At 73.6% G+C, this 26,669-nt stretch carries 19 protein-coding genes and 1 pseudogene; 17 read left to right on the forward strand and 3 right to left on the reverse strand.

Annotated features, from left to right (window positions below; translation table 11 throughout):
- Nucleotides 1-2 precede the first annotated feature (2 nt).
- The 15 genes from EDD93_RS38760 to EDD93_RS38830 all read left to right on the forward strand — a co-directional run bounded on the left by EDD93_RS38760 (nucleotide 3) and on the right by EDD93_RS38830 (nucleotide 19,185).
- On the forward strand, nucleotides 3-299 hold the full coding sequence (locus tag EDD93_RS38760; RefSeq protein ID WP_185092670.1) for an acyl carrier protein: 297 nt from the start codon (nucleotides 3-5) through the stop codon (nucleotides 297-299).
- Entirely contained in the window at nucleotides 296-4,657 is a 4,362-nt protein-coding gene (locus EDD93_RS38765; protein ID WP_185092671.1) for a non-ribosomal peptide synthetase, read from the forward strand. The genes EDD93_RS38760 and EDD93_RS38765 overlap by 4 nt, the downstream gene beginning before the upstream one ends.
- An 8-nt stretch (nucleotides 4,658-4,665) precedes the next feature.
- Entirely contained in the window at nucleotides 4,666-5,937 is a 1,272-nt protein-coding gene (locus EDD93_RS38770) for a hypothetical protein (RefSeq protein WP_148083934.1), read from the forward strand.
- 52 nt (nucleotides 5,938-5,989) lie between these two features.
- On the forward strand, nucleotides 5,990-7,060 hold the full coding sequence (locus EDD93_RS38775; RefSeq protein ID WP_123531740.1) for an SAM-dependent methyltransferase: 1,071 nt from the start codon (nucleotides 5,990-5,992) through the stop codon (nucleotides 7,058-7,060).
- Nucleotides 7,060-8,421, forward strand: a complete 1,362-nt coding sequence (locus EDD93_RS38780) for an MFS transporter (RefSeq protein ID WP_123531742.1) — start codon at nucleotides 7,060-7,062, stop codon at nucleotides 8,419-8,421. Before EDD93_RS38775 ends, EDD93_RS38780 begins: the two co-directional genes overlap by 1 nt.
- Nucleotides 8,422-8,473: 52 nt before the next feature.
- The gene (locus tag EDD93_RS38785; protein WP_221217395.1) at nucleotides 8,474-9,214 is read left to right on the forward strand and encodes a GNAT family N-acetyltransferase; all 741 of its coding nucleotides are present in this window, start codon (nucleotides 8,474-8,476) and stop codon (nucleotides 9,212-9,214) included.
- A gap of 26 nt (nucleotides 9,215-9,240) precedes the next feature.
- Nucleotides 9,241-10,539, forward strand: a complete 1,299-nt coding sequence (locus tag EDD93_RS38790; RefSeq protein ID WP_123531746.1) for a hypothetical protein — start codon at nucleotides 9,241-9,243, stop codon at nucleotides 10,537-10,539.
- 94 nt (nucleotides 10,540-10,633) lie between these two features.
- Nucleotides 10,634-11,005, forward strand: coding sequence for a cupin domain-containing protein (locus EDD93_RS38795; RefSeq protein ID WP_123531900.1), 372 nt, complete (start codon nucleotides 10,634-10,636; stop codon nucleotides 11,003-11,005).
- Nucleotides 11,002-12,030, forward strand: a complete 1,029-nt coding sequence (locus EDD93_RS38800) for a histidinol-phosphate transaminase (RefSeq protein ID WP_123531748.1) — start codon at nucleotides 11,002-11,004, stop codon at nucleotides 12,028-12,030. The genes EDD93_RS38795 and EDD93_RS38800 overlap by 4 nt, the downstream gene beginning before the upstream one ends.
- Before the next feature lie 28 nt (nucleotides 12,031-12,058).
- A complete protein-coding gene (locus EDD93_RS38805) occupies nucleotides 12,059-12,748 on the forward strand; it encodes a GNAT family N-acetyltransferase (protein WP_185092672.1) in 690 nt (229 codons plus the stop codon).
- Nucleotides 12,749-12,787: 39 nt separating this feature from the next.
- Nucleotides 12,788-14,200 carry a KamA family radical SAM protein gene (locus tag EDD93_RS38810; protein WP_260256158.1) on the forward strand — a complete coding sequence of 471 codons (1,413 nt, stop codon included), beginning with the start codon at nucleotides 12,788-12,790 and terminating at the stop codon, nucleotides 14,198-14,200.
- Nucleotides 14,197-15,276 carry an L-erythro-3,5-diaminohexanoate dehydrogenase gene (locus EDD93_RS38815; protein ID WP_123531752.1) on the forward strand — a complete coding sequence of 360 codons (1,080 nt, stop codon included), beginning with the start codon at nucleotides 14,197-14,199 and terminating at the stop codon, nucleotides 15,274-15,276. The genes EDD93_RS38810 and EDD93_RS38815 overlap by 4 nt, the downstream gene beginning before the upstream one ends.
- Nucleotides 15,273-16,856, forward strand: coding sequence for a lysine 5,6-aminomutase subunit alpha (locus EDD93_RS38820; RefSeq protein WP_123531754.1), 1,584 nt, complete (start codon nucleotides 15,273-15,275; stop codon nucleotides 16,854-16,856). Before EDD93_RS38815 ends, EDD93_RS38820 begins: the two co-directional genes overlap by 4 nt.
- Nucleotides 16,853-17,671 (forward strand): OAM dimerization domain-containing protein, encoded by an 819-nt coding sequence (locus EDD93_RS38825; protein WP_123531757.1) that lies wholly within the window; start codon nucleotides 16,853-16,855, stop codon nucleotides 17,669-17,671. Before EDD93_RS38820 ends, EDD93_RS38825 begins: the two co-directional genes overlap by 4 nt.
- The gene (locus tag EDD93_RS38830; protein WP_123531759.1) at nucleotides 17,668-19,185 is read left to right on the forward strand and encodes an amino acid adenylation domain-containing protein; all 1,518 of its coding nucleotides are present in this window, start codon (nucleotides 17,668-17,670) and stop codon (nucleotides 19,183-19,185) included. The genes EDD93_RS38825 and EDD93_RS38830 overlap by 4 nt, the downstream gene beginning before the upstream one ends.
- A gap of 294 nt (nucleotides 19,186-19,479) precedes the next feature.
- Here EDD93_RS38830 and EDD93_RS38835 read toward each other — a convergent pair whose 3' ends face one another.
- The gene (locus EDD93_RS38835) at nucleotides 19,480-19,737 is read right to left on the reverse strand and encodes a DUF5302 domain-containing protein (protein ID WP_123531761.1); all 258 of its coding nucleotides are present in this window, start codon (nucleotides 19,735-19,737) and stop codon (nucleotides 19,480-19,482) included.
- 210 nt (nucleotides 19,738-19,947) lie between these two features.
- On the opposite strand from EDD93_RS38835, the gene rfbH reads away from it, so the two are divergent.
- On the forward strand, nucleotides 19,948-21,249 hold the full coding sequence (gene rfbH / locus EDD93_RS38840) for a lipopolysaccharide biosynthesis protein RfbH (protein WP_123531763.1): 1,302 nt from the start codon (nucleotides 19,948-19,950) through the stop codon (nucleotides 21,247-21,249).
- A 70-nt stretch (nucleotides 21,250-21,319) separates the two neighbouring features.
- On the opposite strand, the gene hflX is transcribed toward rfbH, so the two are convergent.
- Nucleotides 21,320-22,732 (reverse strand): GTPase HflX, encoded by a 1,413-nt coding sequence (gene hflX / locus EDD93_RS38845; protein WP_123531765.1) that lies wholly within the window; start codon nucleotides 22,730-22,732, stop codon nucleotides 21,320-21,322.
- Nucleotides 22,733-23,208: 476 nt separating this feature from the next.
- On the opposite strand from hflX, the pseudogene EDD93_RS40665 reads away from it, so the two are divergent.
- Nucleotides 23,209-23,910 (forward strand): annotated as a pseudogene (locus EDD93_RS40665) (IS701 family transposase); the annotation flags it as partial.
- Between the two features lie 502 nt (nucleotides 23,911-24,412).
- Here EDD93_RS40665 and EDD93_RS38855 read toward each other — a convergent pair.
- The gene (locus EDD93_RS38855; protein WP_123531768.1) at nucleotides 24,413-26,359 is read right to left on the reverse strand and encodes a helix-turn-helix domain-containing protein; all 1,947 of its coding nucleotides are present in this window, start codon (nucleotides 26,357-26,359) and stop codon (nucleotides 24,413-24,415) included.
- Nucleotides 26,360-26,669: the final 310 nt, after the last annotated feature.

Raw genomic sequence — 26,669 nt, forward strand, 5'->3', positions numbered from 1 at the left:
CCATGACATCGGCGCTACCCACCGACGGTGCGACGAGCGAGCTGGCGTCGCTGGTGCGCACCGCCTGGACCGAGAGCCTGGGCCACGACGAGTTCCACGACGAGGAGAACTTCTTCCTGGTCGGCGGTCACTCGATGTGCGCGCTGCGGATCGTGCGCACGCTCAAGCGGGAGCTGGGGGCGCCCCTGACGGTACGCCAGTTCTTCGCGCACCCGACCGTGACCGAGCTGGCCGCCTTCCTCGCCGGGGCCGCCCCGGTCAGCGGTGGCCCCGGAACGCGTGCGGGGGCAGGGGCGTGACCGCGGCCTCCTCCGCGCAGCTGGAGATCTGGCTGGCCGACCGCTGTGAGCCCGAGTCCGGCCGTTACAACATCCCCGTCTGCCTGGAGTTCCGCGGCGGCCTCGACGACGCGGCGCTGCGCGCGGCCCTGGCCGATGTGCTGGCGCGCCACCCCGCGCCGGCCGGACGGTTCGAAACGGTGGGGGGCACGCTGCGCCACACCGCGGAGCCCGGCGTGGCGGCGCCGCTGCACATCGCCGTGCGTCCTGGCGGGTACGACCGCGAGGCGGCGCTCGCCGACGCCGCCCAGGCCTCGGCCCGCCCGCTGGACCCGGGCACCGCGCCGCTGCTGCGGGTCGAGGCGCTCCGGTTCGACGACGGGGCCCTGGTCACGGTGACGGTGCATCACCTCGTGGCGGACGGCCGGTCCGCCGAGGTGCTCGCCGAGGACCTGATCACCGCCTACCGGGCCCGGCACACCGGCCGCGACCCCCGCTTCGTACAGGTGCCCGTGCCCGAGCCGCAGCCTGTGGCGGCGGCCCCCGACCCGTACTGGACGACGCTGCTGGACGGCGAGCCCGCGCGGCTGGCCCCGCTTCCGGACCGGTTGCGCGCCGAGGACGCGATGCGCGGCCCGGCGGGCTGGACCGAGCGCGAGCTGGACAGCGGCAGGCTCGCCGAGGTGCGGTCGCTCGCCGCCCGCGAGGGCGTCAGCCCGGCGATGGTCCTGCTCGCGGTGTGGAGCCTGCTGCTGCACGCCTGGTCCGGGGAGGACGACGGTGTGCTCGGCATGCCGTTCGCCGGACGGCACGAGGCGGGCCAGGACGATGCCGTCGGCCTGTTCACCCGTGTCCTGCCCGTGCGTTCCGTGCACGAGGCGGCCCGCCCCTTCGCGGACTACGCGGCCGCGCTCGGCGAGCAGGTCCTCCTGTCCATGGAGGCGCACGCGGATTCGGGCGACCTGCCCCCCGGCAGCGCCCCCGCCCACGCGGCGGTCTTCCTGCACCAGCCGCAGCCCGCATCGGCCTGGCAGGTGCCGGGCGCCGAGGTGCGGCTGCTGCATCCGGAGAGCGCGGCAGCCAAGTACGACCTGGCGTTCGCGGCCGTGGAGGCCCCGGACCGGCTCGTGCTGCGCATCGACTACGACCAGGACCTGTACGCGCCCGCCACGGCCGAGCTGATGGCGGAGCAGATCGACCGGATGCTGGCGGTGGCGTCCCGGCCGGGCATCACCTGCCGGGGGCTGCTGGCCTCCCTCGCGGCGGCGCCGCAGGCCGGCGCCCCGGGCGCGCCGGTGACCGCGGCCACCGTGCCGGAGCTGGTGCTGGAGCAGGCGCGCCGCGCCCCCGGCGCCCCCGCCGTCGTGCACAACGGGGCCCTGCTGAGCTACGGCGAACTGGTGCGGGACGCCGTGCGGATGGCGCACTGGCTGCGTATCCAGGGGGTGCGCACCGACGATGTCGTGGCGCTCCTGCTGCGTCCGGGCCCGGCCACCGTCACCACCATGCTCGCGGTGGGGCTGGCCGGGGCCGCGTACCTGCCGCTCGACCCCGCCTACCCCGACGCCCAGCTGGAGCTGGTGGTCTCCGACGCCCGCCCCCGGCTCCTGATCGCCGAGCCGGACGAGGAGCACCGGGTCACCGGGCTGCCCGTGCACACCCCGGAGGCGGTCCGGGCGGCGGCCAGGCCGCTGCCGGTGTCGGCGCCGGCCACCTCGGCCGGGCCCGAGACGGCCTTCAACGTGCTCTACACCTCCGGCTCCACGGGCCGTCCCAAAGGGGTCGTGCTGCCGCACGGCGGGGTGCTGCGGATGATGCACCGCCCCGAATTCGTGCCGCTGGGCCCCGACGACGCCGTCTCGCACCTGTCCCCCCTGAACTTCGACGGCGCGACGTACGAGATCTGGGGCGCGCTGACGCACGGCGCGAAGCTGGTCGTGCTCGACAAGGAACTCGTCCTCAGCCCACGCGAGCTGCGCACCGCCGTCCGCGCGCACGGGGTGACCACCCTGCTGGTCACCACTCCGCTGCTGAACCGGCTGGTCGAGGACACCCCCGACCTGCTCCAGTCGCTGCGCCGCGTCTACTTCGGCGGCGAGATCATCTCCGTACCGCACATCCGCAAGGCCCTGCGCTGGGCGCGTCCGGGCACTCTGCTGCACAGCTACGGGCCGACGGAGAACTCCTTCACCTCTTCCTGGCACCCCGTCGACGAGGTGCCGCAGGGCGCGCGTACCGTGCCGATCGGCCGTGCGGTGCCGGGCACCCGGCTCCATGTGGTCCTGGAGGGCACGCTGGTCCCCGCGCCGGTGTACGTGCCCGGTGAGCTGGTGCTCGGCGGCTCGGGCGTGGCCCGGGGCTATCTCGGTGATCCGCGCGGCACCGCGGAGCGCTTCGTGCCCGATCCCTTCGGCGACGAGCCGGGGGCGCGGCTGTACCGCACCGGGGACCGGGTGCGGTGGGCGGCCGACGGGCAGCTGGAGTTCATCGGCCGCGCCGACAACCAGGTCAAGATCCGCAGTCAGCGGGTCGAGCTGGGCGAGGTCGAGGCGGCTCTGCGCGCGCACCCGCAGGTGCGGGGGGCGTTCGTCACGACCCGGGCCGACGACGCCGGCGAGAAGCAGATCGTCGGTTACACGGTCCTTGACCGTCCGTCGGCGCTGGAGAGCGTACGGACCCATCTGCGCGCCGTACTGCCCCGGTTCGCCGTGCCCTCGCACCTGCTGGCACTCGATGAGCTGCCGCTGACCCCGAACGGCAAGATCGACCGCAAGCGGCTGCCCGCACCACCGGACGCCGCGACGCCGTCGCCGGTCGCTCAGTCCGTAACACCGGTCGCTCCGCCGCAGGAAGCGGGTGGCGTCACCGGTGCGGTGCTGAAGGCCTGGCGCAAGGTGCTGCCGGGCCGCGTCTTCGACCGGGAGACCAACTTCTTCGACGCGGGCGGCCATTCGCTGCTGCTGGTCAAGCTCCAGGACGCGCTGCTGGAGACCACCGGCACCGCCCCGTCCGTCTCCGAACTGATGCGGTTCACGAGCGTCCGCTCGCAGGCCCGGCTCATCGGCGGCGCGACCGCCGACGAGGAGCCCGCCGAGCGGGAACGGGAACCCCGTGCGACGGTCCGCGAACAGGACGACGCGATCGCCGTGATCGGGATGGGCGCCCGGTTCGCCGGCGCCCCCGACCTGGCGGCCTACTGGGACAATCTGGCGGCGGGCCGCGACTGCTTCACCGAGGGCCCCGGACCGTTGGTGACCGAACGGGGCGACGGCACCCGCCGGGTGGCCCGCTGGGGGATGCTCGCCGACGGCCCGGGGTACGACGCCGGGCTGCTCGGGCTCACCGCCGACGACGTCGAATCGGGCGACCCCCAGCACGGTGTGCTGCACGAGGTGCTGTGGGCAGCCGTCGAGGACGCGTCCCTGCGGCTGTCCGACATCGCGCACCGCACCAGCCTGTACGCGGGCTGCCCCCGGCTCGCCCACACCGACGGCGAGGCCCGCGTCGACGACGTGGTCAGCGTCGACCCGACGTTCGTGGCGTCCCGCTTCGCGTATCTGCACGACCTGTGGGGCGAGGCCCTGCTGCTCGACACCGCATGCTCCACCGGGCTGTACGCCGTGCACCTGGCCGCGCGGGCGCTGCTGCGCCACGAGAGCGACTACGCGCTGGCCGGCGCCGTCTCGCTGGACGGCGATTCCGACGGTTCGTACGTCTACCGGCCCGGCCTGCTGTACGCCGACGACGGGGTCTGCCGCCCCTTCGACCGGCGGGCCTCGGGCACCGTCGGCGGGTTCGGGGCGGGGGCGCTGCTGCTGCGCCGGCTCTCCGACGCCGAGCGGGACGGTGACCCGATCCACGCGGTGATCCGGGGCAGCGCGGTCAACAACGACGGCCGCGAGCGGGTCGGCTACTCGGCCCCCGGGATCGAGGGGCAGGCCCGGGTGATCCGCCGGGCCGTCGCCGCCGCCGGGGTCACCGGGGCCGACATCGGTTACGTGGAGGCCCACGGGACCGGCACCCGGCTCGGCGACGCGATCGAGGCCACCGCGCTCGGCGCGGCGCTGGGCACCTCGGGCCCGCCGGTGGCCGTCGGCTCCGTGAAGGCGTCCATCGGGCACTGCAACACGGCCGCGGGGATCGCCGGGCTCATCAAGACGGTGCTCGCCGTGCACCACGCGGTGCTGCCCGCGACGCCCCATGTGAGCGAACCCATCGACGAACTCACCGGGCAGGGCGGCCGGTTCGCCCTGCTGACGGAGGGACGGGCCTGGGACACCCCGGCCGGCCGGCCGCGCACGGCAGGGGTGAGCTCGTTCGGAGTCGGTGGCACGAACGCCCATGTGGTCGTGCAGGAACACGTACGGGAGAGGGTGTGAGCACCGCGATGGAGACAACGTTTCCGGCCGGGCCCGAGGCGCTGCGGGTACTGGCGCTGTCCGCCCGGGACGGGCGGACAGCGGCTGCGGCGGCCGTCCGGCTCGCGGACCGGCTGGCGGCGGACCCGTCACTGGACCCCGACGACGTGGCCCTCACCCTCGCGCACGGGCGGGAGCGGTTCGCCGTCCGGCACGCGGTGACCGGGACGAGCGCCGCCGGGCTGGCCGACGCGCTGCGGGAGTCGGCGGCGCGCCCGCGCCGGGCGGCTCCGGTGCCCGCCCTGGTCCTCGACCTCGGTGACGGCTCGCCGCCGCCCGGCACACCCCCGCTGGCGCAGGCCGTCGAGGCGTCCGCCACCGCCGGGGACCTCGGTCTGCCGCAGGCCGCCGATACGGCGGCGGTGCTGTACGGCACGGCGTCCTGGCTGGCCGCGCACGGGGTGCGTCCGGACGTGGTCCTCGGCCGGGGTCCGGCGGCCGCCGCCGCGTCGGCGCTCCGCGGTGAGCTGTCCCTCCCCGACGCGCTGCGGGCGGCGGCGACAGCCACCGGAACCCCGCAGGCCGAGACTCCCGAGGGGGAGGTGCTGGTGGTCCGCCTGGGTGCCGGCGCCGCCGAAGCCGGTGTCCTGTGCCTCGACCCCCTCGACCCGGCCTCGTACGCAAGGCTCTTCGCCACGCTCTGGGAGCGGGGCTTCGACGTGGACTGCACGCTGGGGCGCGGCGGGCGCCGGGTGCGGCTGCCCGGGTACCCCTTCCAGCGCTCCGGCTCCGTCACCGCGACGGTCCCGGCCGGACTGCGCCCGCTCACCCCGCACGAGCAGCGCTGGCTCTTCCACGACCTGGTGCGCTCGGGGAGCGCGGCCGAGCACACGCTGTGCGCGACGGCCGTCCTGCCCGGTCCGGTGCCCGGCGCCCCGGCCGCCGACGCCGCACTGGCCGCGCTCCAGGACCGTCACCCGGACCTGCGCACCGTCTTCACCCGGTCCGGCGGCCGCTGGTTCGCCCGCGTCTCCGGCCGGCCGGTGCCGGTGACGGTGCTCGCCCCGGACAGCGGCGTCGCGCCGGCCGGCCGGGTGCGGGCCGCCACCGCGCAGGACACGTTCGCCGCGGCGGACGTCCCGCTGGTCCGCTGCGCCCTCGCGCCTGCGGGTGACGGGTGGGCGGTGGCGCTGGCCGTCTACGCCCCGGTTGCCGCTTCCTCGTCGGCCGACGAACTGCTCGCCGAATGGTGCGAACTCGCCGGGGCACCGCTCCGGCCGGCCTCCGCCGCGCACGCGTGATCCCTGCACCCCCGTCCCCGTAGCCGTACCCGTACTCACGAAAGGAACCGCCATGAAAACCGCCCAGGACCTCACCGCCGCAGTGCCCGTTCCAGCCGACTGGGCCGGGGCCGCACCCGCGCCGATCGGCGTGGACCAGGCCTTCAACGGCTATGTCGCCGGCACCGTCATCAACGCCCTCGACCGGCTCGGGGTCTGGGACCGGCTGGCCGTCGACCCGCTGCTCGACCTTCGCGTCCTCGCCGCCGAGACCGGCCCCGCCGTCCGCGAGCGGGAGCTGCGCGAGGTGGTCCGGGCCGCGGCGACCTGTGGCTGGGTCCGGCTCCAGAACGACGGCCACACCGCGCTGCTGACCACAGCCGGCCAGGAGGTCATCCGCATGCGCGGGTACTTCACCTGGGGCGTCGGCGGTTACAACGAGGTGTTCGCGCAGGCCCACCGCATCGTGGCCGGCGAGGCCGAGTTCGGCACGGACGTGCTGCGCGACGAGGCGATGGTGGCGCTCGGCTCCGGTCAGAACGACCGCTCCTTCATGGCCGGCACCCTGGACTCGGTCCTGGCCGATGTGGACTTCTCCGTCCTCGCCGACCTCGGCAGCGGCATCTCCGCCCGGGTCTCGCGGGTGGTCGGCGAGCGCCCCGGCACCCGGGGACTCGGCCTGGACATCAGCGGTCCGGCCACTGACCTCGGCCACCGCACGATCGCCGAGGCGGGCCTGGCCGACCGGGTCCGGGCGATCCGGACGGACGTGCTGGACGTGTGCCACCGGGCCGCGCACCGCGAGACCCTCGCCGAGGTCGACACGGTGATGAGCTTCTTCCTGCTGCACGACCTGCTGGCAGACCCCGTGACCCGGCCGCACACCTTCACCCGGTTGCGCGAGGCGTTCCCGGCGGCCCGCACGTTCGTCTTCGCGGACACGATGCTGCGGCCGGACTCGCAGGACTCGGCAACACTGCCCGTCTTCTCCCTCGGCTACGAACTGGCCCACGCGCTCATGGGTGTTCCGCTGCACACCAAGGAGACGTACGAGGAGCTGTTCGCCGGAGCCGGTCTGGTTCCGCGCCGCGTCGTGCCGTTCGGCACCCCGCACTCGTGGCTGTACGTACTGGAGGCCCGGTGATGGCAAGTCCCCTCGCAACGCTGCGGGAGTTCTCCCCGCGCACCCGTGTCGTCCTCTCCGTCAACGCGCTCAACTCGTTCGGCGGCGGCCTGGTCCTGCCGTTCCTGTGGATCTACCTCAGTGAGGTGCGCGGCCTGCCCGCCTGGGTGCCCGCCGTGACGCTCGCGGTGCAGGCGGGCACGGCCGTGGCCGGCGGGCTGTTGTGGGGCTCGCTGCTCGACCGGTTCCCGCCGCGCGTCACGGTGCCCGTGGTGATGGCCGTCGCGGGCATCGGCACGGCGCTGTACGCGCAGGCGACCGGTGTGTACACCGCGCTGACCGCGGCCCTGGTGTACGGCTTCGGAATCAGCGGCGTCGGCACGGTGCTGCGCTACCTGTACGCGGGGGCCGCCTCCGCGCGGGAGCGAGGCCTGGCCTACTCCGCCGACTACGCGGTGTTCAACGCCATGACCGGGCTCGGGGTACTGGTCGGCGGTCTGGTGGCGTCCATGGACGCGGGCTCGCGCGCGGTCCGGTTCAGCGTGCTCTACCTGACGGACGGGGCTACGTTCCTGCTGGCCGGCGCGGCACTGTTCTGGCTGCTGCCGAAGGTGGTCAAGGCGGCCGGGAAGGACGAGGAGGGTGCCACCGGCCGGCGCCGGGCCGGCTACCGCGAGGTGCTGACCCAGCGCCACATCGGTCTGCTGCTGGCCGCGCTGGCGGTCTGCTCGCTGGTCTCGTACGGACAGTTCCGCTCGGGTCTGCCGGGCTATCTGACCCAGGGCGGGGCGCTGGGACCCGAGGGCATCTCCGGCGCCTTCGCGGTCAACATCCTGGTCGCCGTGGGCGCCCAGGTGCTGCTGGCCGACCGGATTCAGCGCATCCGCCGCAGCACGGTGTTCGCCGTCTCCGGCGCGGTGTGGGCCGTGGCCTGGGCGCTGGTCCTGGCCGCGGGGCTGCGGCACGGCGGCAGCGCGCTGGCGCTGGCCATGGCCGGGGTGGTGCTGCTCTCGGTGGGCGAGGCGCTGGTCTTCCCGGTTGTGACGTCGCTGCTGAACGACCTGGCTGCCGAGCACATCAGGGGCCGGGTCAACGCCCTGCTCTCGGTTGCCGTCTCGACCGGCTCCGTGGCCGGACCGGCGCTCGCGGGCGCCCTGCTGCCGTGGGCGGACGGCCTCGGCCTGATGGCGGCGCTGCTGGCCGGCTGTCTGGCGGTCGTCGCCGTGGCGGTGCGGCTGCGTACGGTGCTGGGCCTGCGGGTGGACCTGCCGGCGCCGCAGGAGAAGGCGGCCGAAGTGGCGGACGATTCCGCGGCGGGCGCGCCGGATCCCGACGCCGCCCCGCACCGGGCCACCGCCGAAGCGGCCACGGCCTCCGTGTGACGGTCCGGGCCGACCGGACTCCCGATACGAAGCAAGCGAGGTACTGCCCATCATGAACAACTGGCCGCTCACCGGGATCAGCGTGCGCACATCGCGCGTCGAGCTGCGCTGGCCCACGCCCGAGGATCTCGACGCGCTAGCGGACCGGGCGACCGAGGGGGTCCACGCCCCCGGCTTCATGCCGTTCTTCTCGCAGTGGACGGACGGGGCCCCCGAGGTGGTCGCCCGCCGCGTCCTGCAGCGCCACTGGCACGCCATGGCCACCTGGGCCCCCGAGGACTGGACGCTCTTCCTGGTCGTGGTCGCCGACGGTGAGGTGGTCGGCTCGCAGAGCCTGGGCGCCCGGGACTTCGGCGTCACCCGGGAGGTACTGCTGACGTCGTGGCTGACGCTGGGCCGGCAGGGCGAGGGCCTCGGCGGACACGCGAGGGCGGCCGCCCTGGAGCTGGCCTTCACCGGGCTCGGCGCCGACCAGGCGTTCTCCGTCGTACGGCGCGGCAACGACGCCTCCCAGGCCGTGTGCGCCAAGTTCGGCTTCGAGCCCGACGGCAGCCAGATCAACGCGGTCCGCGGCGAACAGGTGGTCAGTGACCGGTTCCGGCTCTCCCGGCAGCGCTGGTCGGCCCGCCGTTCCATCGAGGCGGAGGTGGGCGGAACCGCCGCGGCGCTGCCGCTGTTCGGTGTGACGGCCCCGGCCGCCGCCCGGCGCGCGTCCACCGTCCCCGGCGCCCCCGTGGCGAGCGTGCTCTCCGGAGTGCGCTACGCCGAGGAAGCCGACCAGCCCGCCGCCTGACCGCACCCTGCCCCAAGGACGTGAACATGTCTGAGCATCCCGTCATCGCCGTCGTCTACGACCGGGGCTCCGCCTTCCTCCTCGACATCGTGGAGGGCCTGGCCTCCTTGGGCGACCCGGTCCTGGCCCTGTGGCCCGGCGACCATGCCGACGAGGTGGCGCCGCTGGCCGAGGAGCTGGCCCCGGTCGTCCGGCTGGACGCCACGGATCACGACGTGTCGGCCCGGCTGCTCGCCGCCCATGCCCCGGACGCCATCGTGACCTTCAGCGAATCCAGGCTGTCGGTCACCGCCGAGATCGCCCGGCGGCTCGGCCTGCCCTACCACTCACCGGCCACGGTGGAGCTGCTGCGCGACAAGTACGCGCAGCGCCGCCGGCTGCGGGAGCGGGGCGCCGACTCCGTGCGCGCGTTCAAGGTGCGCCGGCCGGGCGACTGGGCGCAGGCGCTGGCGGCCGTCGGCCTGCCCGCCGTGCTCAAGCCGCAGACCGGCGAGGGCAGCCGCAGCACCCATCTGGTCGAGGACGCGGACCGGGGCGCCGCCCTGGTCGCAGAGCTGCTGTCCGGGGCGGGCGGGGAGAACGCGCTGGTGCTGGAGGAGTATCTGCGGGGCCGGGACTGCGGCCCGCTGGGCGACCACATCTCCGTGGAGTCGGCGGTGACCGGGGGCCGGGTCTCGCACTGGGCGGTGACCGGGAAGTTCCCGCTGGAGCCGCCGTTCCGCGAGGTGGGGCATCTGCGCCCGGCGCCGCTCGCGGCGGCGGAACGTGCGGCGGCGCTGGATGTGGTGACCGCCGCCCTGCACGCACTGGACATCACCACCGGCATCACCCACACCGAGCTGAAGCTGACCGCCGACGGCCCGAGGATCATCGAGGTCAACGGACGGCTCGGCGGCTTCCAGCACCAGCTCGCCAGTCTTTCGGGCGACTTCAACGCGGTCACGCTCGCCGGACGGGTGGCGCTCGGCGAGGACGTCTCACAGGTGCGGGCCGAGGACCGGCGGGTGGTGTTCGCCAGGGCGGTGCCCCTGCCGCCCGGCGGCGGCAGCTATGTCCGCGTGCACGGGCTGCGCGACGCACTCGCCGTGGACGGTGTGGAGAGGATCGTCATCCCTCACCTGCCCGGGGCCCGGCTGCCCGTCGGCGTGCAGAGCGGCGAACTCGCCTGGGTGGAGGGCACGGCCACGGACCACGCATCGATGCAGCGGGTGATCGAGCGGGCGTTCTCGCTCCTCTCGTTCACGATCGCGGACCCGGACGGCGAACACCGCACCATGACCCCGCAAGGCCTGGCCGCCCCGGTGCTCGCGGGGAGCGCCACCTGAGGCCTGCCGCACGTGGTGCTCCAGCGCCGCTCGAGTGGCGTCCTCCACTCTGGTCACCGTTCACGGACCGGAGCCGGAAGAGGGAGTGGCCTGCGTGGCAACCGCTGAGATCCGCACCGACATCCCGCAGTTCCTGCCGGTGGCCGGCCACCACCAGCCGGCCCCCTTCTACCTCACCGCGGACATGTTCGGCGGTGTGCCGGTCCAGGTCGCGGGCGGGCCCGTCGATCATCTGGTGGGCAGGCCCGTCGCCGATCCGCACCGGCACGAGGTGGCCGAGATCTACTTCCTCGTCTCACCCACTCCGGGCGGCGCCCGCATCGAGGTGACCGTCGAGAACGAGACACACGAGTTGTCCTCCCCGGCGCTGCTGCATGTGCCGGCCGGTGCCGAGCACCGCTTCGTCACACTGGAGGCGGAGCCCGGCAGTTACTGCTTCGGCATCCTGCTGGGAGACGCCGCGTGACGGTCGCCGCCGTGCGTCCCGGTCCGGTGCGCCTGCATCTGAGCGAGAACGCCCACGGCGCCAGCCCACGGGCGCTGCTGGCCGCGCACGAGGCCCTCGACCCGACGTCCGTCTACCCCGATCCGGCCCGCTCGGCGCCCCTGCGGGCCATCGCGGAGCGGCTCGGCGTCGGGGAGCACCAGGTCGCCGTCGCCAACGGCAGCGACGAGTTGGTGCTGCTGTCCGCGCTCGCGCTCGGCGACCGCGACCGCCCCGGCCTCACCACCGCGGGCACCTTCCCCGGCTACCGCGTCTGTCTGGAGGCCGTGGGGCGCGGCTGCCAGGAGATCCCGCTCGACGGCGTCCGGGTGGACGCCGACGCCGTCGCCGCCGCGATGGAGCGGGCGGGCATCGTCTACATCTGCCACCCGCACAACCCGACCGGCGCCGTGCTGGACCGCGACCGCATGGAGCTGCTGGTCGAGCGGGCCGCCGTCACCGGCACTCCCCTGGTGGTCGACGAGGCGTACCTGGAGTTCGCCCCGGCGGGCACTCCCCGGCTCCTCGACCACCTCGGCAGCGGCGCCCCGTTGCTGTCGCTGCGCACGTTCTCCAAGGCGTACGGGCTGGCCGCCCTGCGGATCGGCTACGCCGTGGGCAGCCCCGAGCTCGTCGCCCGGCTGCGCGAGGTCCAGGGCACGATGCCGTTCAGCGCGAACGCCGTCGCCCAGGCCGCCGCCGTGGCCGCGCTCGCGGACCGCGGCCATCTGGACGAGGTACGCCGGCAGAACGCGCTGCAACGGGCCTGGTTCCGGGGCGAACTGGAGCGCAGGGGGCGGCGGTCGCTGCCCTCGGCGACGAACTTCGTGGCCGTACGGGTCTCCGACTCGGCCGCAGCCGAACGGCTGCTGGAGCGGGACCATGACATTCTCGTCCGCGACGCCGGGCGTTTCGGATGTGCCGGATATCTGCGGGTCTCCCTCGGATCCGCCAAGGATCTGGTGCGGCTGATGGACGCCCTCGACCTGATCGACCCTGTCGGCTGACGGGCCGTACACCCCCATGGAGAACTCTGTGACGCACGCAGTCATCGTCAACGACCGGCAGCAGTACGCCCTGTGGCCGACCGGCAGCAATCTGCCCGACGGCTGGCTCGCCACCGGCTGGACCGGCGGCGAACAGGCCTGCCTGGACCGGATCTCCGAGCTGTGGAAGGACGGCCGCCCCGCCCCGGTGCGCCGGGCGGTCGCCGAGGACGCCGCCCGTCCCGCCGTGCAGCTGCTGGTGACCCCGCGGCTGTGGCTGCGCGAGGTGCTGCCCGAGGAGGCCGAGCAGCTCACCGGGGGCGGCACGGCCGGGCTCGAATGGCTGGGCGGCACCCCCAGCGCGGAGACCCGGATCGCGGCGAAGATGCTCACCCGTGCCGCCGGCGCCGGAGTCCATGTGCCCGGCTGGGGCATGTACCTGCTGCTCCGGGCGGAGGACGTCGTGGTGGTCGGCGCGATGGGCTTCCACGGTCCGCCCGCCGACGGCTCGGCGGAGATCGGCTTCGACCTCACCGAGCAGGCCCGGGGCCAGGGTTACGCCACCGAGGCCCTGGGCGAGCTCGCCGCCTGGACCCTGCGGCAGAGCGGCCTGGACACGGTCGTCGCCACGACCACCGAGGACAACGTCACCTCGCAGCGCGTCATGGAGCGCGCGGGGTTCGAGCTCCAGCCCGAGCGCGACCAGGAAGGTCTGCTCGTCTACCGGCTCACCCGCTGACCGGTCGTCCGCCAGTCCGCCCGAGGAATTCCGAGGAACATGGTGTCCCGTTCACTCCGTGCCGAGGCCGCCCTTGCGGACAGCCCCGTCGAAAGTCTCCCGCAGCCCTACGCCTACCGCCGTCACGAGGCGGTGGAACCCGACTGGCGCCGCTTCCCCGGCTGGCGCGACGTCACCGAGCGGGAATGGCGCGATGCCCAGTGGCAGCGCTCGCACTGCGTCAAGGGGGTCCGCGAGCTGCGCGCGGTGGCGGGCCCCGGTCTCGACGACGTGTTCTACGACGACGTCGAGGCGGACCAGCGCCACCACGCGACGATGTCGATCCTGCTGCCGCCGCACGTCCTGAACACGATCGCCCCGCACACCGGGGTGGAGACCGCCGCCTGGTACGAGGACCCGGTACGCCGCTACATGCTGCCGGTCGCCTCCGACCGGCATCCGCTGTGGCCGAGCCATCCGCTCGCCTCCCGCGACTCACTGCACGAGGCGGAGATGTGGGCGGTGGAGGGGCTGACCCACCGGTATCCGACCAAGGTGCTCGCCGAACTGGTGAGCACGTGCCCGCAGTACTGCGGGCACTGTACCCGGATGGATCTCGTCGGCACCTCCACGCCGCAGATCACCAAGTACCGCTTCGTGATGCGCCCCGCCGACCGGCTGGACCGCATGATCGACTACCTGCGGGCCACCCCGACGGTGCGGGACGTCGTCGTCTCGGGCGGCGACGTGGCCAACGTGCCCTGGCCCAGGCTCGCGTCGTTCGTCGGCCGGCTCCTGGAGATCGATTCGATCCGGGACATCCGGCTGGCCAGCAAGGGCCTGATCGGGCTGCCGCAGCACTGGCTCGCCCCGCAGGTCGTCGACGGGGTCGCGAAACTGTCCGCCGAGGCCCGCGCGCGGGGGGTGTCGCTGGCCCTGCACACCCACGCCAACGCCGCCCAGCAGATCACCCCGCTGGTCGCGGAGGCGTCCCGGGCTCTGCTCGACGCGGGCCTGCGCGACATACGCAACCAGGGCGTACTGCTCGACGGGGTCAACGGCACGACGGAGGGGCTGCTCGACCTGTGCTTCGCGCTGCTCGACTCCGCCGGGATCATGCCCTACTACTTCTACCTCTGCGACATGATCCCCGGCGCCGAGCACTGGCGGCTGCCGCTGGCGCGCGCCCAGGAACTGCAGCACTCACTGATGGGTTACCTGCCCGGGTTCGCGACCCCGCGGCTGGTCTGCGACGTGCCGTACGTCGGCAAGCGCTGGGTGGACCAGGTGGACGGCTACGACCGGGAGCGCGGCATATCCTCCTGGACGAAGAACTACCGCACGACCGTCGACCACGACGACCCGGCGGCGCTGGAGCGGGTGCACCACTACTACGACCCGGTGCACACGCTGCCCCGGGCGGGCCGGGAGTGGTGGACGAGCGCACAGGCGCTGATGGGCGGGGCGTCATGACGACCGCACCGGTGGACACCGCGTCCGCACTGGGGCTGCACCGGGTGCGCGAGCCCAGGGGCGTGCTGCCGCAGGCGGCCCTCCGGCTCGACACCGATCCCCGGCCGGCCCCGGACGAGGTCCGTATCGACGTCAGTTGTCTGAATCTGGACGCCGCGTCGTTCCGGCAACTGCGCGAGGAGCACGGCGGGGACGGCGACGCCGTGCGGGCCGCGGTGTGCGCGCTCGTGCGGAACCGCGGCAAGATGCACAACCCGGTGACCGGGTCCGGCGGCATGCTGATCGGCACCGTCGCCGAGGTGGGGCCCGCCTCACCGCTGGGTCTGCGCCCCGGCGACCGGGTGGCGACCCTGGTGTCACTGACCCTGACGCCGCTGGAGATCACGGACGGACTGCGCGACTGGGACGGGCTGAGCGAGCGGGTCCCGGCGCGCGGTCACGCCATCCTGTTCGGCCGCTCCGTCGCCGCCCTGCTCCCGGACGACCTCCCCGACGAACTGGCCCTGTCGGTACTGGACGTGTGCGGCGCCCCGGCGCTGACCGCGCGCCTCGTCACCGCGTACGCGCACCGTGGAACCGCTCCCTCGGTGCTGGTGCTCGGCGCCGGCGGCAAGTCCGGTTCCCTGTCGCTCGCCGCCGCCCGCCGCGCCGGTGCCGGCCGGATCACCGGCGTGGTGCCCGGCTCCGCCGAGGAGACGGCCCTGACCGCCGCCGGCCTCGCCGACGAGGTGGTACGGGCGGACGCCCGGGACGCCGTCGCCCTGCACGCGCTGATCGAGAGCCGTGGCGGCCCCGCCGACGTGACGGTCGTCTGCACCGACGTGGCGGGTTGCGAGCACGCCGCGATCCTGGCCACACGGGACGGCGGCACCGTGGCGTTCTTCTCGATGGCGACATCGTTCAGCACCGCCGCGCTCGGCGCCGAGGGGCTGGCCCGCGATGTCACGCTGCTGATCGGCAACGGATACCAGCCCGGCCACAGCGCCCTGGCCCTCGACCTCGTGCGCGAGGAGCCGGGCGTGCGCGCTCTGTTCGACCGGGTGCGGGTCCCCGCAGGCGACGGAGCCGGGCGGTGAGCGCCCCCGCGCCGCCCGTCGCAGGCAAACTGGGCCTCGATCCGGGCACCGTCGCCCGCGCCCGCGCGCTGGCCGCCCGGGTCGGCCGCCCCGTCGTCGAGCTCGCCCGCTCCCACACCACCGCCTCCGTGGAGCGCGCCACCCTGCGCCTGGCCGGACTCAACGGCGCCGACGCCGAGGGCATCCCCTGGGTGAACCGGCTCGTCGACGCCGTGGCCGACTCCGTCGGTCTGGAACACGGCGTCTGCCTGCCGGTCTGGGACGCCCTGCGCACCGGGCCGTACCACGACCTGACCGCCCTGGCGGCCCACGCCACCGCCCGTACCGTGCAGTTCCGCGTCCCCGAGGGCGAGGACGCCGAGCAGGCCGCCCGGACGGCCCACTCCGCGGTCGCCCGGGGCCTGGCCGCCATCGACACCCGGCGCGCCGAACGGGAGCGGCTGGTCGGCGACCTGAGTGACCCTCCCTCTCCCTGGCTCTATCTGATCGTGGCGACCGGCGACATCTACGAGGACATCCGGCAGGCGCAGGCGGCGGCGCGCGGCGGCGCCGATGTGATCGCGGTGATCCGCTCGACGGGTCAGTCGCTGCTGGACTACGTGCCGCAGGGCGCGACCCGCGAGGGCTACGCCGGCACGTACGCCACCCAGGAGAACTTCCGGCTGATGCGGGCCGCGCTCGACGAGGTGTCGGCCGAGCTCGGCCGCTACGTACGGCTCACGAACTACGCGTCCGGCCTGTGCATGCCGGAGATCGCCGCACTGGCCGGTCTCGAACGCCTCGACATGATGCTCAACGACTCGATGTACGGAATCCTCTTCCGCGACATCAACCCGGTGCGCACCTTCGTCGACCAGCGCTTCTCCCGGCAGCTGCACGCCCGTGCCGGCATCGTCATCAACACCGGCGAGGACAACTACCTCACGACCGCGGACGCCGTGGACGCCGCCCACACGGTGACGGCGAGTCAGCTCCTGAACGAGTACTTCGCCAAGGAGGCGGGGCTCCCGGACGGGCAGCTCGGTCTCGGTCACGCCTTCGAGATCGACCCGGACCGGCCGGACTCGTTCCGTCTGGAGCTGGCGCACGCGATGCTCGCCCGGGAGCTGTTCCCCGACGCACCGCTGAAGTGGATGCCGCCGACCCGGCACATGACCGGTGACGTCTTCCGCGGCTATCTCCTCAACGGCTTCTTCAACCTCGCGGGCGCGCTGACCGGACAGAACATCCTGCTGGTCGGAATGATGACCGAGGCCGTCGTGACACCGTTCCTGTCCGACCGCGACCTGGCGCTGCGCAACGTCCGCTACGTCCTTGGCTCGGCGGGTTCGCTCGCCGAGGACTTCCGCCCCGCGCCGGGCGGGTTCATCGCGAACCGCGCCCACCAGGTGCTCGGCGAGGCGGTGGACCTGCTGGAGAACATCTGCGACCGGGGGCTGCTGCACGCCATCGGGCAGGGCACGTTCGGCGGGATGCGGCGCCCCTCGGACGGCGGCCGGGGCTCCGACGGCGTCGTGGCGCGCGCGCCCGGCTACCGCAATCCGGCCGCCGATCTCCTGGAAGGAAACGAGGGCGGATGAGCACCGATCCCAGCAACACCGCTTCCCCGTACGGCGACACGCGGCACGGCGGCGTCGTCCGCCCGTACGGCGACACCACCGACGACGGCATGGTGCAGCTGTCCTACACCCTGCCGCTGCCGCACGGCCCGCTGGCCGAGGGCGCCGCGCTGCAACTGGCCCGCCGTATGGGCATGGAGCGCCCGATGGTCGTGCACAGCAAGGCGGTCGGCGGCAGCGACTTCAGCTTCTTCGTCGTGTACGGAGCCGTGACCCACTCCGTGGACCTCGACCGGATCGTGATCGCCGAGCGCGGCTACCCCCTGCTGGCAGCCAAGGACGCCGACGCGGCGGTACGCGACAGGCTCGGCCGCAGGCTCGTGGTCCTCGGGGCCTGCATCGGCACGGACGCACACACCGTGGGGATCGACGCGATCCTCAACATCAAGGGCTTCGCCGGCGAGAAGGGCCTGGAGTACTACAAGCAGATGCGGGTCCTGAACCTGGGCGCACAGGTCCCGGTCGGTGATCTGGTGCGCCGGGCCCGCTCCGAGGGTGCCGACGCCGTCCTCGTCTCACAGGCCGTCACCCAGCGGGACGCCCACCTCACCAACGTCCGGGAGCTCAGCGCCGAACTGCGCGCCGAATTCGCCGAGCACGAACGGCCCCTGCTGGTGGTCGGCGGTCCCCGCTTCGATCCGGATGCGGCGGCGACGCTGGGCGCGGACCGGGTCTTCGGCCGGGGCACCACGCCGGGTGACGTCGCCAGCTACCTGGTGCACGCCCTGGCACCGGCTCCCTCCGTGACCGAGGCCGTTCTGCAGGACGTCCGATGACCGCCGCCTCCGCCGGCCGCATCGACACCCGGTTCACCGCGGTGGCCGCCCGCAACGCCGCCCGCACCGCCGTGTCCGACGCCGGGGGCGAGGTGAGTTACCTCGAACTGGACTGGCTGGCCGACGCCGTCGCGCGCCGCTTGGAGGGCCGCACCGGGCCCGGCCGGCTGGTCGCGCTGCGTGCCGCCCGGACCCGTTACGCCCCGGGAGCCGTCCTGGGCATTCTGCGTTCCGGCGCCGCGTACGTACCCATCGACCCCGGCTACCCGGCCGCCCGCCAGGAGTACCTCCTGCGGGACTCGGGGTGCGAACTGGTCGTCTCCGACAGCGGGCTGCTGGACGGGGAGGTCCCGGTCGCGAAGGCGGGCCCGTTCGTCCTGGCGGCCCGGACCGTGTCCGGGGCGGACGCAGCACCGGGCGGCCGCCGGGTGCCCGACGACACCGCCTACGTCATCCACACGTCCGGGTCCACCGGTGCCCCCAAGGGCTGCGTCGTCGGACACGGTCAGGTGCTGGCCCTGCTGGACGCGGCGGTACCACTGCTGGGCACGGGCCCGGACGACGTGTGGACGCTGTTCCACTCGCTCAGCTTCGACTTCAGTGTGTGGGAGCTGTGGGGCCCGCTGCTGTACGGCGGCCGCACGGTCGTCGTCGACCGTGAGACCGCCACGGAACCCCTGGAGTTCGCCCGTCTGCTCGCGAGCCGGGGCGTCACCGTCCTCAACCAGGTGCCCTCCGCCTTCCGCAACCTGACCGCCGAGGCCATCGCCGAGAAGGTACGGCTGCCCGCACTGCGCCGGGTCGTCTTCGGCGGCGAGGCTCTGATCCCCGCCGATGTGAGGCGCTGGTGGGCGGCCGGGATCGCCCCGGACGCCGAACTGGTCAACATGTACGGGATCACCGAGACCACGGTCCACGTCACGTACTGCCCGCTCACCCCTGCCGTTCTGGAGGGTGCGGCGCCAGGCCGTACGCCACTCGGGCGTCCGCTGCCGCACCTGTCGGTCTCGCTGCGCGACGCCGGGGGCCGGCCCGTCCCGGCCGGGGAGCAGGGCGAGATGTGGGTCGGCGGGAGCGGGGTCGGCAACGGCTACATGGGACGCCCGGAACTGACCGCTCAGCGCTTCGTCGACCCGGGCGACGGCTCCGGCCGGCACTACCGCAGCGGTGACTGGGCCGTGGCCGACGAGAACGGGCTGCTGTACTACGCGGGCCGTCAGGACGGCCAGGTCAAACTGCGCGGCTTCCGCATCGAACTGGGCGAGATCGAGTCGGCGCTGCGCGCGGTGCCGGGTGTCTCGGGCGCGGCCTGCCTGGTGACGGACAGCCCTCACGGGGACCAGTCCCTCACCGCGTACGTCGTGGCGGAACGCGAGGCCGTCCCGGCGGGCACGGTCCGCGGGGCGCTCGCAGCGCGGCTGCCGGCCCACATGATGCCGCAGCGGATCCGCTACCTGGACCGGCTGCCGCTGACGCACAACGGCAAGCTGGACCGGGCCGCGCTGGCCGCCTGAGGGCTGTCCCCCGGGCCGCTCTCCCACACGCTCACTCTCTCTCCCACACGCTCGCTCTCTCTCGCACGCTCGCACTCGTGCCCGCGTGGGAAGACAATCACCGCACCCTCCGACGGAACATATTTCGGCCGGAATGCAGAGCTCATTCCAGGAAATCATCGAGTGATTCTCCAGCGAGAATCCAGGGAAACTCCGACGGGCCTTCCGGAGAGGAATCACCGAGCGCACGAAAAAAGGGTCGCCGCGACCCCCCGGGAGGGGATCGCGGCGACCCTCAGAAATGCCCGTCCGGAGTCAGCCGGCCTTGCGGCGGAAATTCCGGTGCTGGCGGTTGAGACCACTGGCGCCGTTGATCTTCAGCCGCGCCTCGTGATGCGCCTGCTGGGACCTGGCGTTGCGGGACTTGCGCTCCAGAGCCTCCTGGAACTTGCGCTTGGCGTCGGTCTCGGCGGCATTGGTCTCGACGGCGCTGGTCTCGACGACGTCGGTTTCGACGGCATTCGTTCCGGCCGCTTCGGTTTCGGCCGCGTTGGTTTCCGGCGTATCAGTCATGCATTACCTCCTGAGCATGTTCCAGAGCATTTTTAGTGTGCCATCCGAGCGACCGTCCGGCGAGCCCCTTTCGGTCTCGACAGAAGATTTTTCGCCACCCGACGCCATTCCTCCCCGACCTGATGAAATCAAGCGGCGCTCCACCGGTTCGATGTGTTTTCGGGCCTAGGCTCACGGTTCCGTCAGCGGTGCCATCAGAAGGGAACGACCATGGGCGAGACCAAGGACCGGATCGCGGAGCTCGTCCGTGAGTACCACCGGGAGCAGGCTCCGGGCCCCTTCGAGCCAGGTGTCTCCCCGGTACAGGTCTCAGGCGCCGTGCTGAGCGAGGAGGACCGGCTGGCGCTGGTCTCCGCGGCGCTCGACATGCGGATCGCCGCCGGCGTCAGCTCCCGGCGCTTCGAGCGGGACTTCGCCCGCTTCATCGGCACCCGCAAGGCCCACCTGACGAACTCCGGCTCCTCCGCGAACCTGCTGGCGCTGAGCTCCCTGACCTCCCCGCAGCTGGAGGAGCAGCGCCTGAAGCCGGGCGACGAGGTCATCACGGTGGCGGCGGGCTTCCCGACCACGGTCAGCCCGATCCTGCACAACGGCCTGGTGCCGGTCTTCGTGGACGTCGAGCTGGGCACGTACAACACGACCCCCGAGCGGATCGCCGCGGCCATCGGGCCGAAGACCCGCGCGATCATGATCGCGCACTCCCTGGGCAACCCGTTCCAGGTCGAGGAGGTCGCTCAACTCGCCGAGGAGCGAGGCCTGTTCTTCGTCGAGGACAACTGCGACGCGGTCGACTCCACCTACCGGGGCAAGCGCACCGGCTCCTTCGGCGACCTGTCGACCACCAGCTTCTACCCCGCCCACCACATCGCGATGGGCGAGGGCGGCTGCGTCCTGACGAGCAACCTGGTGCTGGCGCGGATCGTGGAGTCCTTCCGCGACTGGGGCCGGGACTGCTGGTGCGAGCCGGGCGAGGACAACCGCTGCATGAAGCGCTTCGACCAGCAGATGGGGAAGCTGCCGCACGGCTACGACCACAAGTACATCTTCTCCCACGTCGGGTACAACCTGAAGGCGACCGACCTGCAGGCGTCCCTGGGCCTGAGCCAGCTGGGGCGCATCGAGGAGTTCGGCGCCGCCCGCCGCCGCAACTGGGCCCTGTTGCGCGCCGGGCTCGACGGGCTGCCCGGCCTGCTGCTCCCGGAGCCGACGCCGGACAGCGACCCGAGCTGGTTCGGCTTCCTGATCACGGTGGACCCGGACGCGGCCTACACCCGCGCCGCGCTGGTGGACTTCCTGGAGTCGCGGCGCATCCACACGCGCCGCTTCTTCGCGGGCAACCTGACCCGCCACCCCGCGTACGCCGAGCGGCCGCACCGGATCGCCGAGCCGCTGACCAACAGCGATCTGATCACGGACCAGACCTTCTGGATCGGTGTCTACCCGGGCATCACCGAGGAGATGATCGAGTACGTCCTCTCCTCCGTCCGCGACTTCACCACCCGCGCCCACTGACCCACGGGATCCCGCACACGGGCCGGCCCCCTCCCGAGGCATTCGGGAGGGGGCCGGCCCGTGGGGCGTGTCAGGCGGTGTAGGCCTCCAGATCGGCGGCGAGGGGGGCGTCGACGTTCGCCTTCAGGCGGGTGCCGTTCTCCTCGTGCGACTCCTCCAGCACCTCACCCGAGTCATGGACGCGCGCCACCAGCTGCCCCTCCGTGTAGGGGACCAGCACCTCCACCTCGATGTCGGGGTGCGGGAGTTCCTCCATGACGCGGGCCAGGAGGTCTTCGATGCCCTCGCCGGTACGGGCCGACACCGCGATCGCCGTCGGCTCGGCGAGCTTGAGCCGCGCGAGCGCGTCGGCCGTCGCCGCGTCCGCCTTGTTGATGACGACGAGCTCCGGCACGCCCTCTCCGCCGATCTCGCCGATAACCGTGCGCACGGCCTCGATCTGGGACTCCGGGTCGGGGTGCGAGCCGTCGACCACGTGCAGGATGAGGTCCGCCTCCGCGACCTCCTCCAGAGTGGAGCGGAACGCGTCGACGAGCTGGTGCGGCAGGTGTCGCACGAAGCCGACGGTGTCGGCCAGGGTGTAGGCCCGCCCGCCGGGCGTCTCGCTGCGGCGCACCGTCGGGTCGAGGGTGGCGAACAGGGCGTTCTGGACGTGGACTTCGGCGCCGGTGAGGCGATTGAGCAGCGAGGACTTGCCCGCGTTGGTGTAGCCGGCGAGGGCGACCGAAGGGACCTGGTTGCGGCGCCGTTCCTGCCGCTTGAGGTCGCGGGCGGTCTTCATCTCCTCGATGTCCCGGCGCATCTTGGCCATCTTGTCGCGCAGCCGGCGCCGGTCCGTCTCGATCTTCGTCTCGCCGGGGCCTCGGGTGGCCATGCCACCGCCCGCGCCGCCACCGCCGCCCATCTGCCGGGACAGTGAGGCGCCCCAGCCGCGCAGCCTCGGCAGCATGTACTGCATCTGCGCGAGCGCGACCTGTGCCTTGCCCTCGCGGGAGGTGGCGCGCTGGGCGAAGATGTCGAGGATCAGGGCGGTCCGGTCGACCACCTTGACCTTGACGAACTCCTCCAGGCGGACGAGCTGGGCGGGGCTCAGCTCGCCGTCGCAGACCACGGTGTCCGCACCGGTGGATTCGACGAGAGCGCGCAGCTCCCCGGCCTTGCCCGAGCCGATGTACGTGGCCGGGTCCGGCTTGTCGCGGCGCTGGATGACACCGTCGAGGACCAGAGCGCCCGCGGTCTCGGCGAGGGCGGCGAGCTCGGCGAGGGAGCTCTCGGCCTCCGCGACCGTGCCGGAGGTCCACACGCCGACGAGCACCACGCGCTCCAGGCGGACCTGGCGCTGCTCGACTTCGACGACGTCCCGGAGTTCGGTGGACAGGGCCGGGACACGGCGCATGCCGGTTTCCTGGGTGGTGTCGATGGCGTCGGCGGCGGCGATGCGGCCGCCGCCGGCGGCGGTGGGCTCGTGATCTGTCGCGGTCATGCGTTTCCTCTCACTGGGGTGGGGGTCGGGGGGGCGAGGAGGCCGGTGAGGCGGATGTCCGCCGAGAGGCGGTCCCAGCCACTCGTGGCGGGGGTGTGCGCGCGTGGAGCGCGTGCTTCCACGCTCACGGAACGGGCCGCAGGAGACGAGGTCGGCCCGTCACACTCTACGGAGTTCGGGCATTTTTCTCCGTGCCACAAGGGCTCGAACGCTCAAGGATCGCTTGAGCCCGGCGGGGCCGGGGCGCTGACGGGGCGACAGCCGGGGCCGCGGGCCGGAGCGTGGTGGCGGGGCCACCACCCGCCGCCGGTGCGGGGCGCGCACCGCGGCACGAGGAGGGCCGAGGGGGTGCGGGCCGGAAAGTGTGTATCCGACCTACCTGGGCCTCGGCCGGGCCGCCGGAGACGGTGGAGGGGTCCCAGCGATCGCAGCTCCGGGCCCGGCGGATTCCGGGCGTCGAGACCCCGAGGAGCGTCATGAGTGCCACTCTCCACACGGTGGAAGCCCCGGCCCTGCCGCCCGGTCCGGCGGCCGGTGCGTCACGGGCCCTGGTCGCGTCGGTGCTGTCCTCGCTGCGCCGCCGCGACCAGCGGCACAAGGGCGAGCTGTACGTGAACGGGCTCCTGCACGCCCCGGGCCGCAAGACGATGCGCAATCTGGCCGCGAGCACGGACGAGCCGGCGGCGGAGCAGAGCCTGCACCACTTCATCAGCTGCTCGACGTGGGACTGGTCCCCGCTGCGGGCGGAGCTGGCGGCCCGGATGGACCAGCTGCTCGCGCCGAAGGCCTGGGTGGTGCGCCCGCTGGTCATTCCGAAGACGGGCCGTCATTCGGTGGGCGTGGGGCGCCGGTTCGTCCCGCAGCTCGGGCAGGTGGTCAACAGCCAGCACGGGTACGGACTCTGGCTGGCCTCGGGGGCCGCATCGGCCCCGGTGAACTGGCGGCTGTCGCTGTCCGGCGACTGGCTGGAGGACACCGAGATGCGCCAGCGGGCGGCGATACCCGACTCGGTGGACGCCGGTTCCGCGGAGGGCCTCGTCCTGGACATGGCGCTGGAGACGGCGGGCTGGGGGGTGACCCGGCTGCCCGTGGTGACGGACGCACGCGAGGAGGCGGTGCCCTCGATGGTGCGGGCCTTCTCCCGGGCCGGGCTGCCCTTCCTGCTGCGGATCGGTGGCAGTACGGGCCTGCTGGCCCCGGCTCTGTCCGGTAGCGGGAGCCGGTCCGTGTCGGCCCCGGCGGGACACCTCGCCGAACTGGCACGCTCCCAGCGCCGGCCGGTGGAGTGGTTCGAGCCGGTGGGTAGGGGGCTGCCGAAGACCTCGCTGGTGTCCCTGCTGCCGGTACGGCTGCCTGGGCCGCGTCAGGCGTTCGACGGGGTGCCGTCGGCGGACGCGCCGCTGACGCTGGTGGGGGTGTGGTCGCCGAACAGCCGCGAGGCATCGGAGCTGTGGCTGACGAACCTGGCCGGTGCGAGCCGGAGCACACTGCTGGGGCTGGGCAGGCTGATCGGGCGGGCCGATGCCGATTTCACGGGCACGAGCCTGCCGGTGGGGGCGCTGGACTTCGAGGGCCGCTCGTACCACGGCTGGCACCGGCACGTGACCCTGGTGTCGCTGGCGCACGCGGTGCGGCTGCTGGGCCCGGGGGCGCGCCGGCCGCACGTCGGCCGGGTCGCGCTCACGCCGGTTCCCATGACCGGGGGTCGTCGGGTGCGGGACTCTGGAAGATACGTGCCCGTTGCAGGCGCAGGGCGAGCTGGAGTTCCAGCGAGCGTTCCGGTTGCTGCCAGTCCGGGCCGAGCAGCTGGGTGATGCGCTCCAGCCTGCGGGAGACCGTGTTGGGGTGGACGTAGAGGATCTCGCCGGCCCGGGTGGGGCTGCCGGCGGCGGTGAACCAGCCGTCGAGGGTCTCGACGAGGTTGCCGAACCGCTCGGCGTCGTGGTCGAGGAGCGGGCCGAGGGTGCGTTCCACGAACCCGGGGGCGTCGTGCTCGTCGCCGAGCAGCATGCCGATGAACCCGAGGTCGCGGGCGGCGGCCGAGCGCCCGGCGCCGCCGAGCGCGGTGAGGGCGTCCAGGCAGCGGACGGCCTCCTGGTGGGCGCGGCGGACCGCGTCCGGGCCCCGGGCGACCCGGGCCGCCCCCGCCGTGACGGGTGCGCCGGTGGCCTCGGCGAGTTCCGCGCGGACCTGGGCGGCGCAGGCGGCCGGGTCGTCCCCGGGCAGGAGGAGGGCGAGCCGGTCGCCCTGGACGGTCTTCATGCCCCGGTGGCGGCGGGCGTGGCCGGCGGCCCAGCTCTCGACGAGGTCGGCCGCCGCGTTACGGGGACGGGCGACGACCATGACGTGGGGGCGTTCCAGACGGTCCGCCAGCCGCCGGGAGCGCCGCTCCAGGCCCTCGGCGGACCCGTCCCAGGTGACGAGGTCCTCCAGGAGGTCGTCGTCGGCCCGCCCCCCGACGTCCGTGGAACGCTGCATGACGAGCAGCAGGGACACGGTGCGTGCGTAGGAGAGGATCTTCTCGCCGGGCCACCCCGAGGTGCCGGTGGCCGGCTCCGCAGGGTGGAAGTGGAGCGAGCCGACGTCCTCGGAACGGACGGAGAGCGGCACGACCAGGGTGCCGCCGGTCAGCGGGCAGGCGATGCCGGTGGCCGCGGCGTTGAGCCGTACGCGCTCCAGTTCGGCACTGTCGGGGCGGGGGGTGTGGCCGTGCCCGGCGAGGCGTTCGCCGCCCGGACCCCGGACGGAGATGCCGCCGCCCAGCTCGGCGACGGCGCGGGCCAGGAGTTCGTCCATGCCGATGCCCTCCAGGACGAGGCGGACCAGGTCGTCCTGGAGGTTCTTGGCCTGCAGGGCGTCACTGAGTCCGGCGCGGGCCCTGGTCCCGGCGTCCTCGAGGACGGTGTTGGCGGCCTGCACGGTCTCCAGCAGGCGGGAGGTCTCGATGGCGACGGCGGAGAGGTCGGCGAGGGAGCACATGAGCGACACGTCGTCAGGGGTGAAGTGCCGGGTCCTGCGCTCGGCCACGTAGAGGAAGCCCAGGCAGCGGTCGCCGGCGCGCAGCGGGACGCCGAGCACGGCGTGGAGGGACTCGGCCTGCAGGAGGTCTTCGAGGGCGTCCGTGTGGCCGGCCCCGTCGTCGGCCAGATGGTCCGCGGTCCAGAAGGGGCCCGGCAGTTCGCCCAGGGTGCCGCCGGCGAGGGCGGCCGCGGGTATGCGGTGGCCGGCGGTGCGGGCGCTGACGGCACCGTCCGCGGTGCCCACGGTCAGGTCTCCGGTGGTCTCGTCGGCCAGGGCGGTGCAGGCGAGGTCCGTGTTGAGCAGCAGCCGGGCGCGGCGGGTGATCAGACGGAGGGTGGCGTCGAGCCGGGAGGGCGCGGTGAGGTCGAGGGCGGTGCCGACGAGCGCGGCGAGTTCGGCCTCGCGCTGGCGGCGCCTCTCGAAGAGGGCGTTGACTTCCAGGGCGAGGCCCTTGGCGCGGGTCAGCTGGTCGATCAGGTGGGGCGCGGCGCCGGAGCGGCGGGCGCGGGCGACGAGCTGCTCGTACGCGTGGGCCGGTGCCTCCTCCGCGAGGAGTTCGAGAATGTGCAGGACCTCGGTCCCGGTCTGCGAGTCCTCCTCTGTCATCCCAGCCCCCCAGCGGATGAATCGGCCTGATCCTGACGACCCGGGGAACGTAACCGGCCCGCCGACAGGGCGTCAACCGGCTTCCGGCGGGCAGGTCGGCGGCAGCCGCGGTGACCGGGCCACCGCGGGAGGGCCGTGCCGGGGCGCCGGGGGGTTCTCCGAACACCTTGAGCGGCGGCGCGCCCCGTACCTACGCTGGCAGGTTCGCCGCGGCGCGGGGGCGCGGGAGGGGTGGGCGCGGGCCGGGCGGGCCCGGCGGGCGGGAAGTCCCGGGAACGGGCGGGGCGTTACTCCGCCGGTTCACGAGCTG

The sequence above is a fragment of the Streptomyces sp. 840.1 genome, from assembly GCF_003751445.1.
GTDB lineage: Bacteria > Actinomycetota > Actinomycetes > Streptomycetales > Streptomycetaceae > Streptomyces.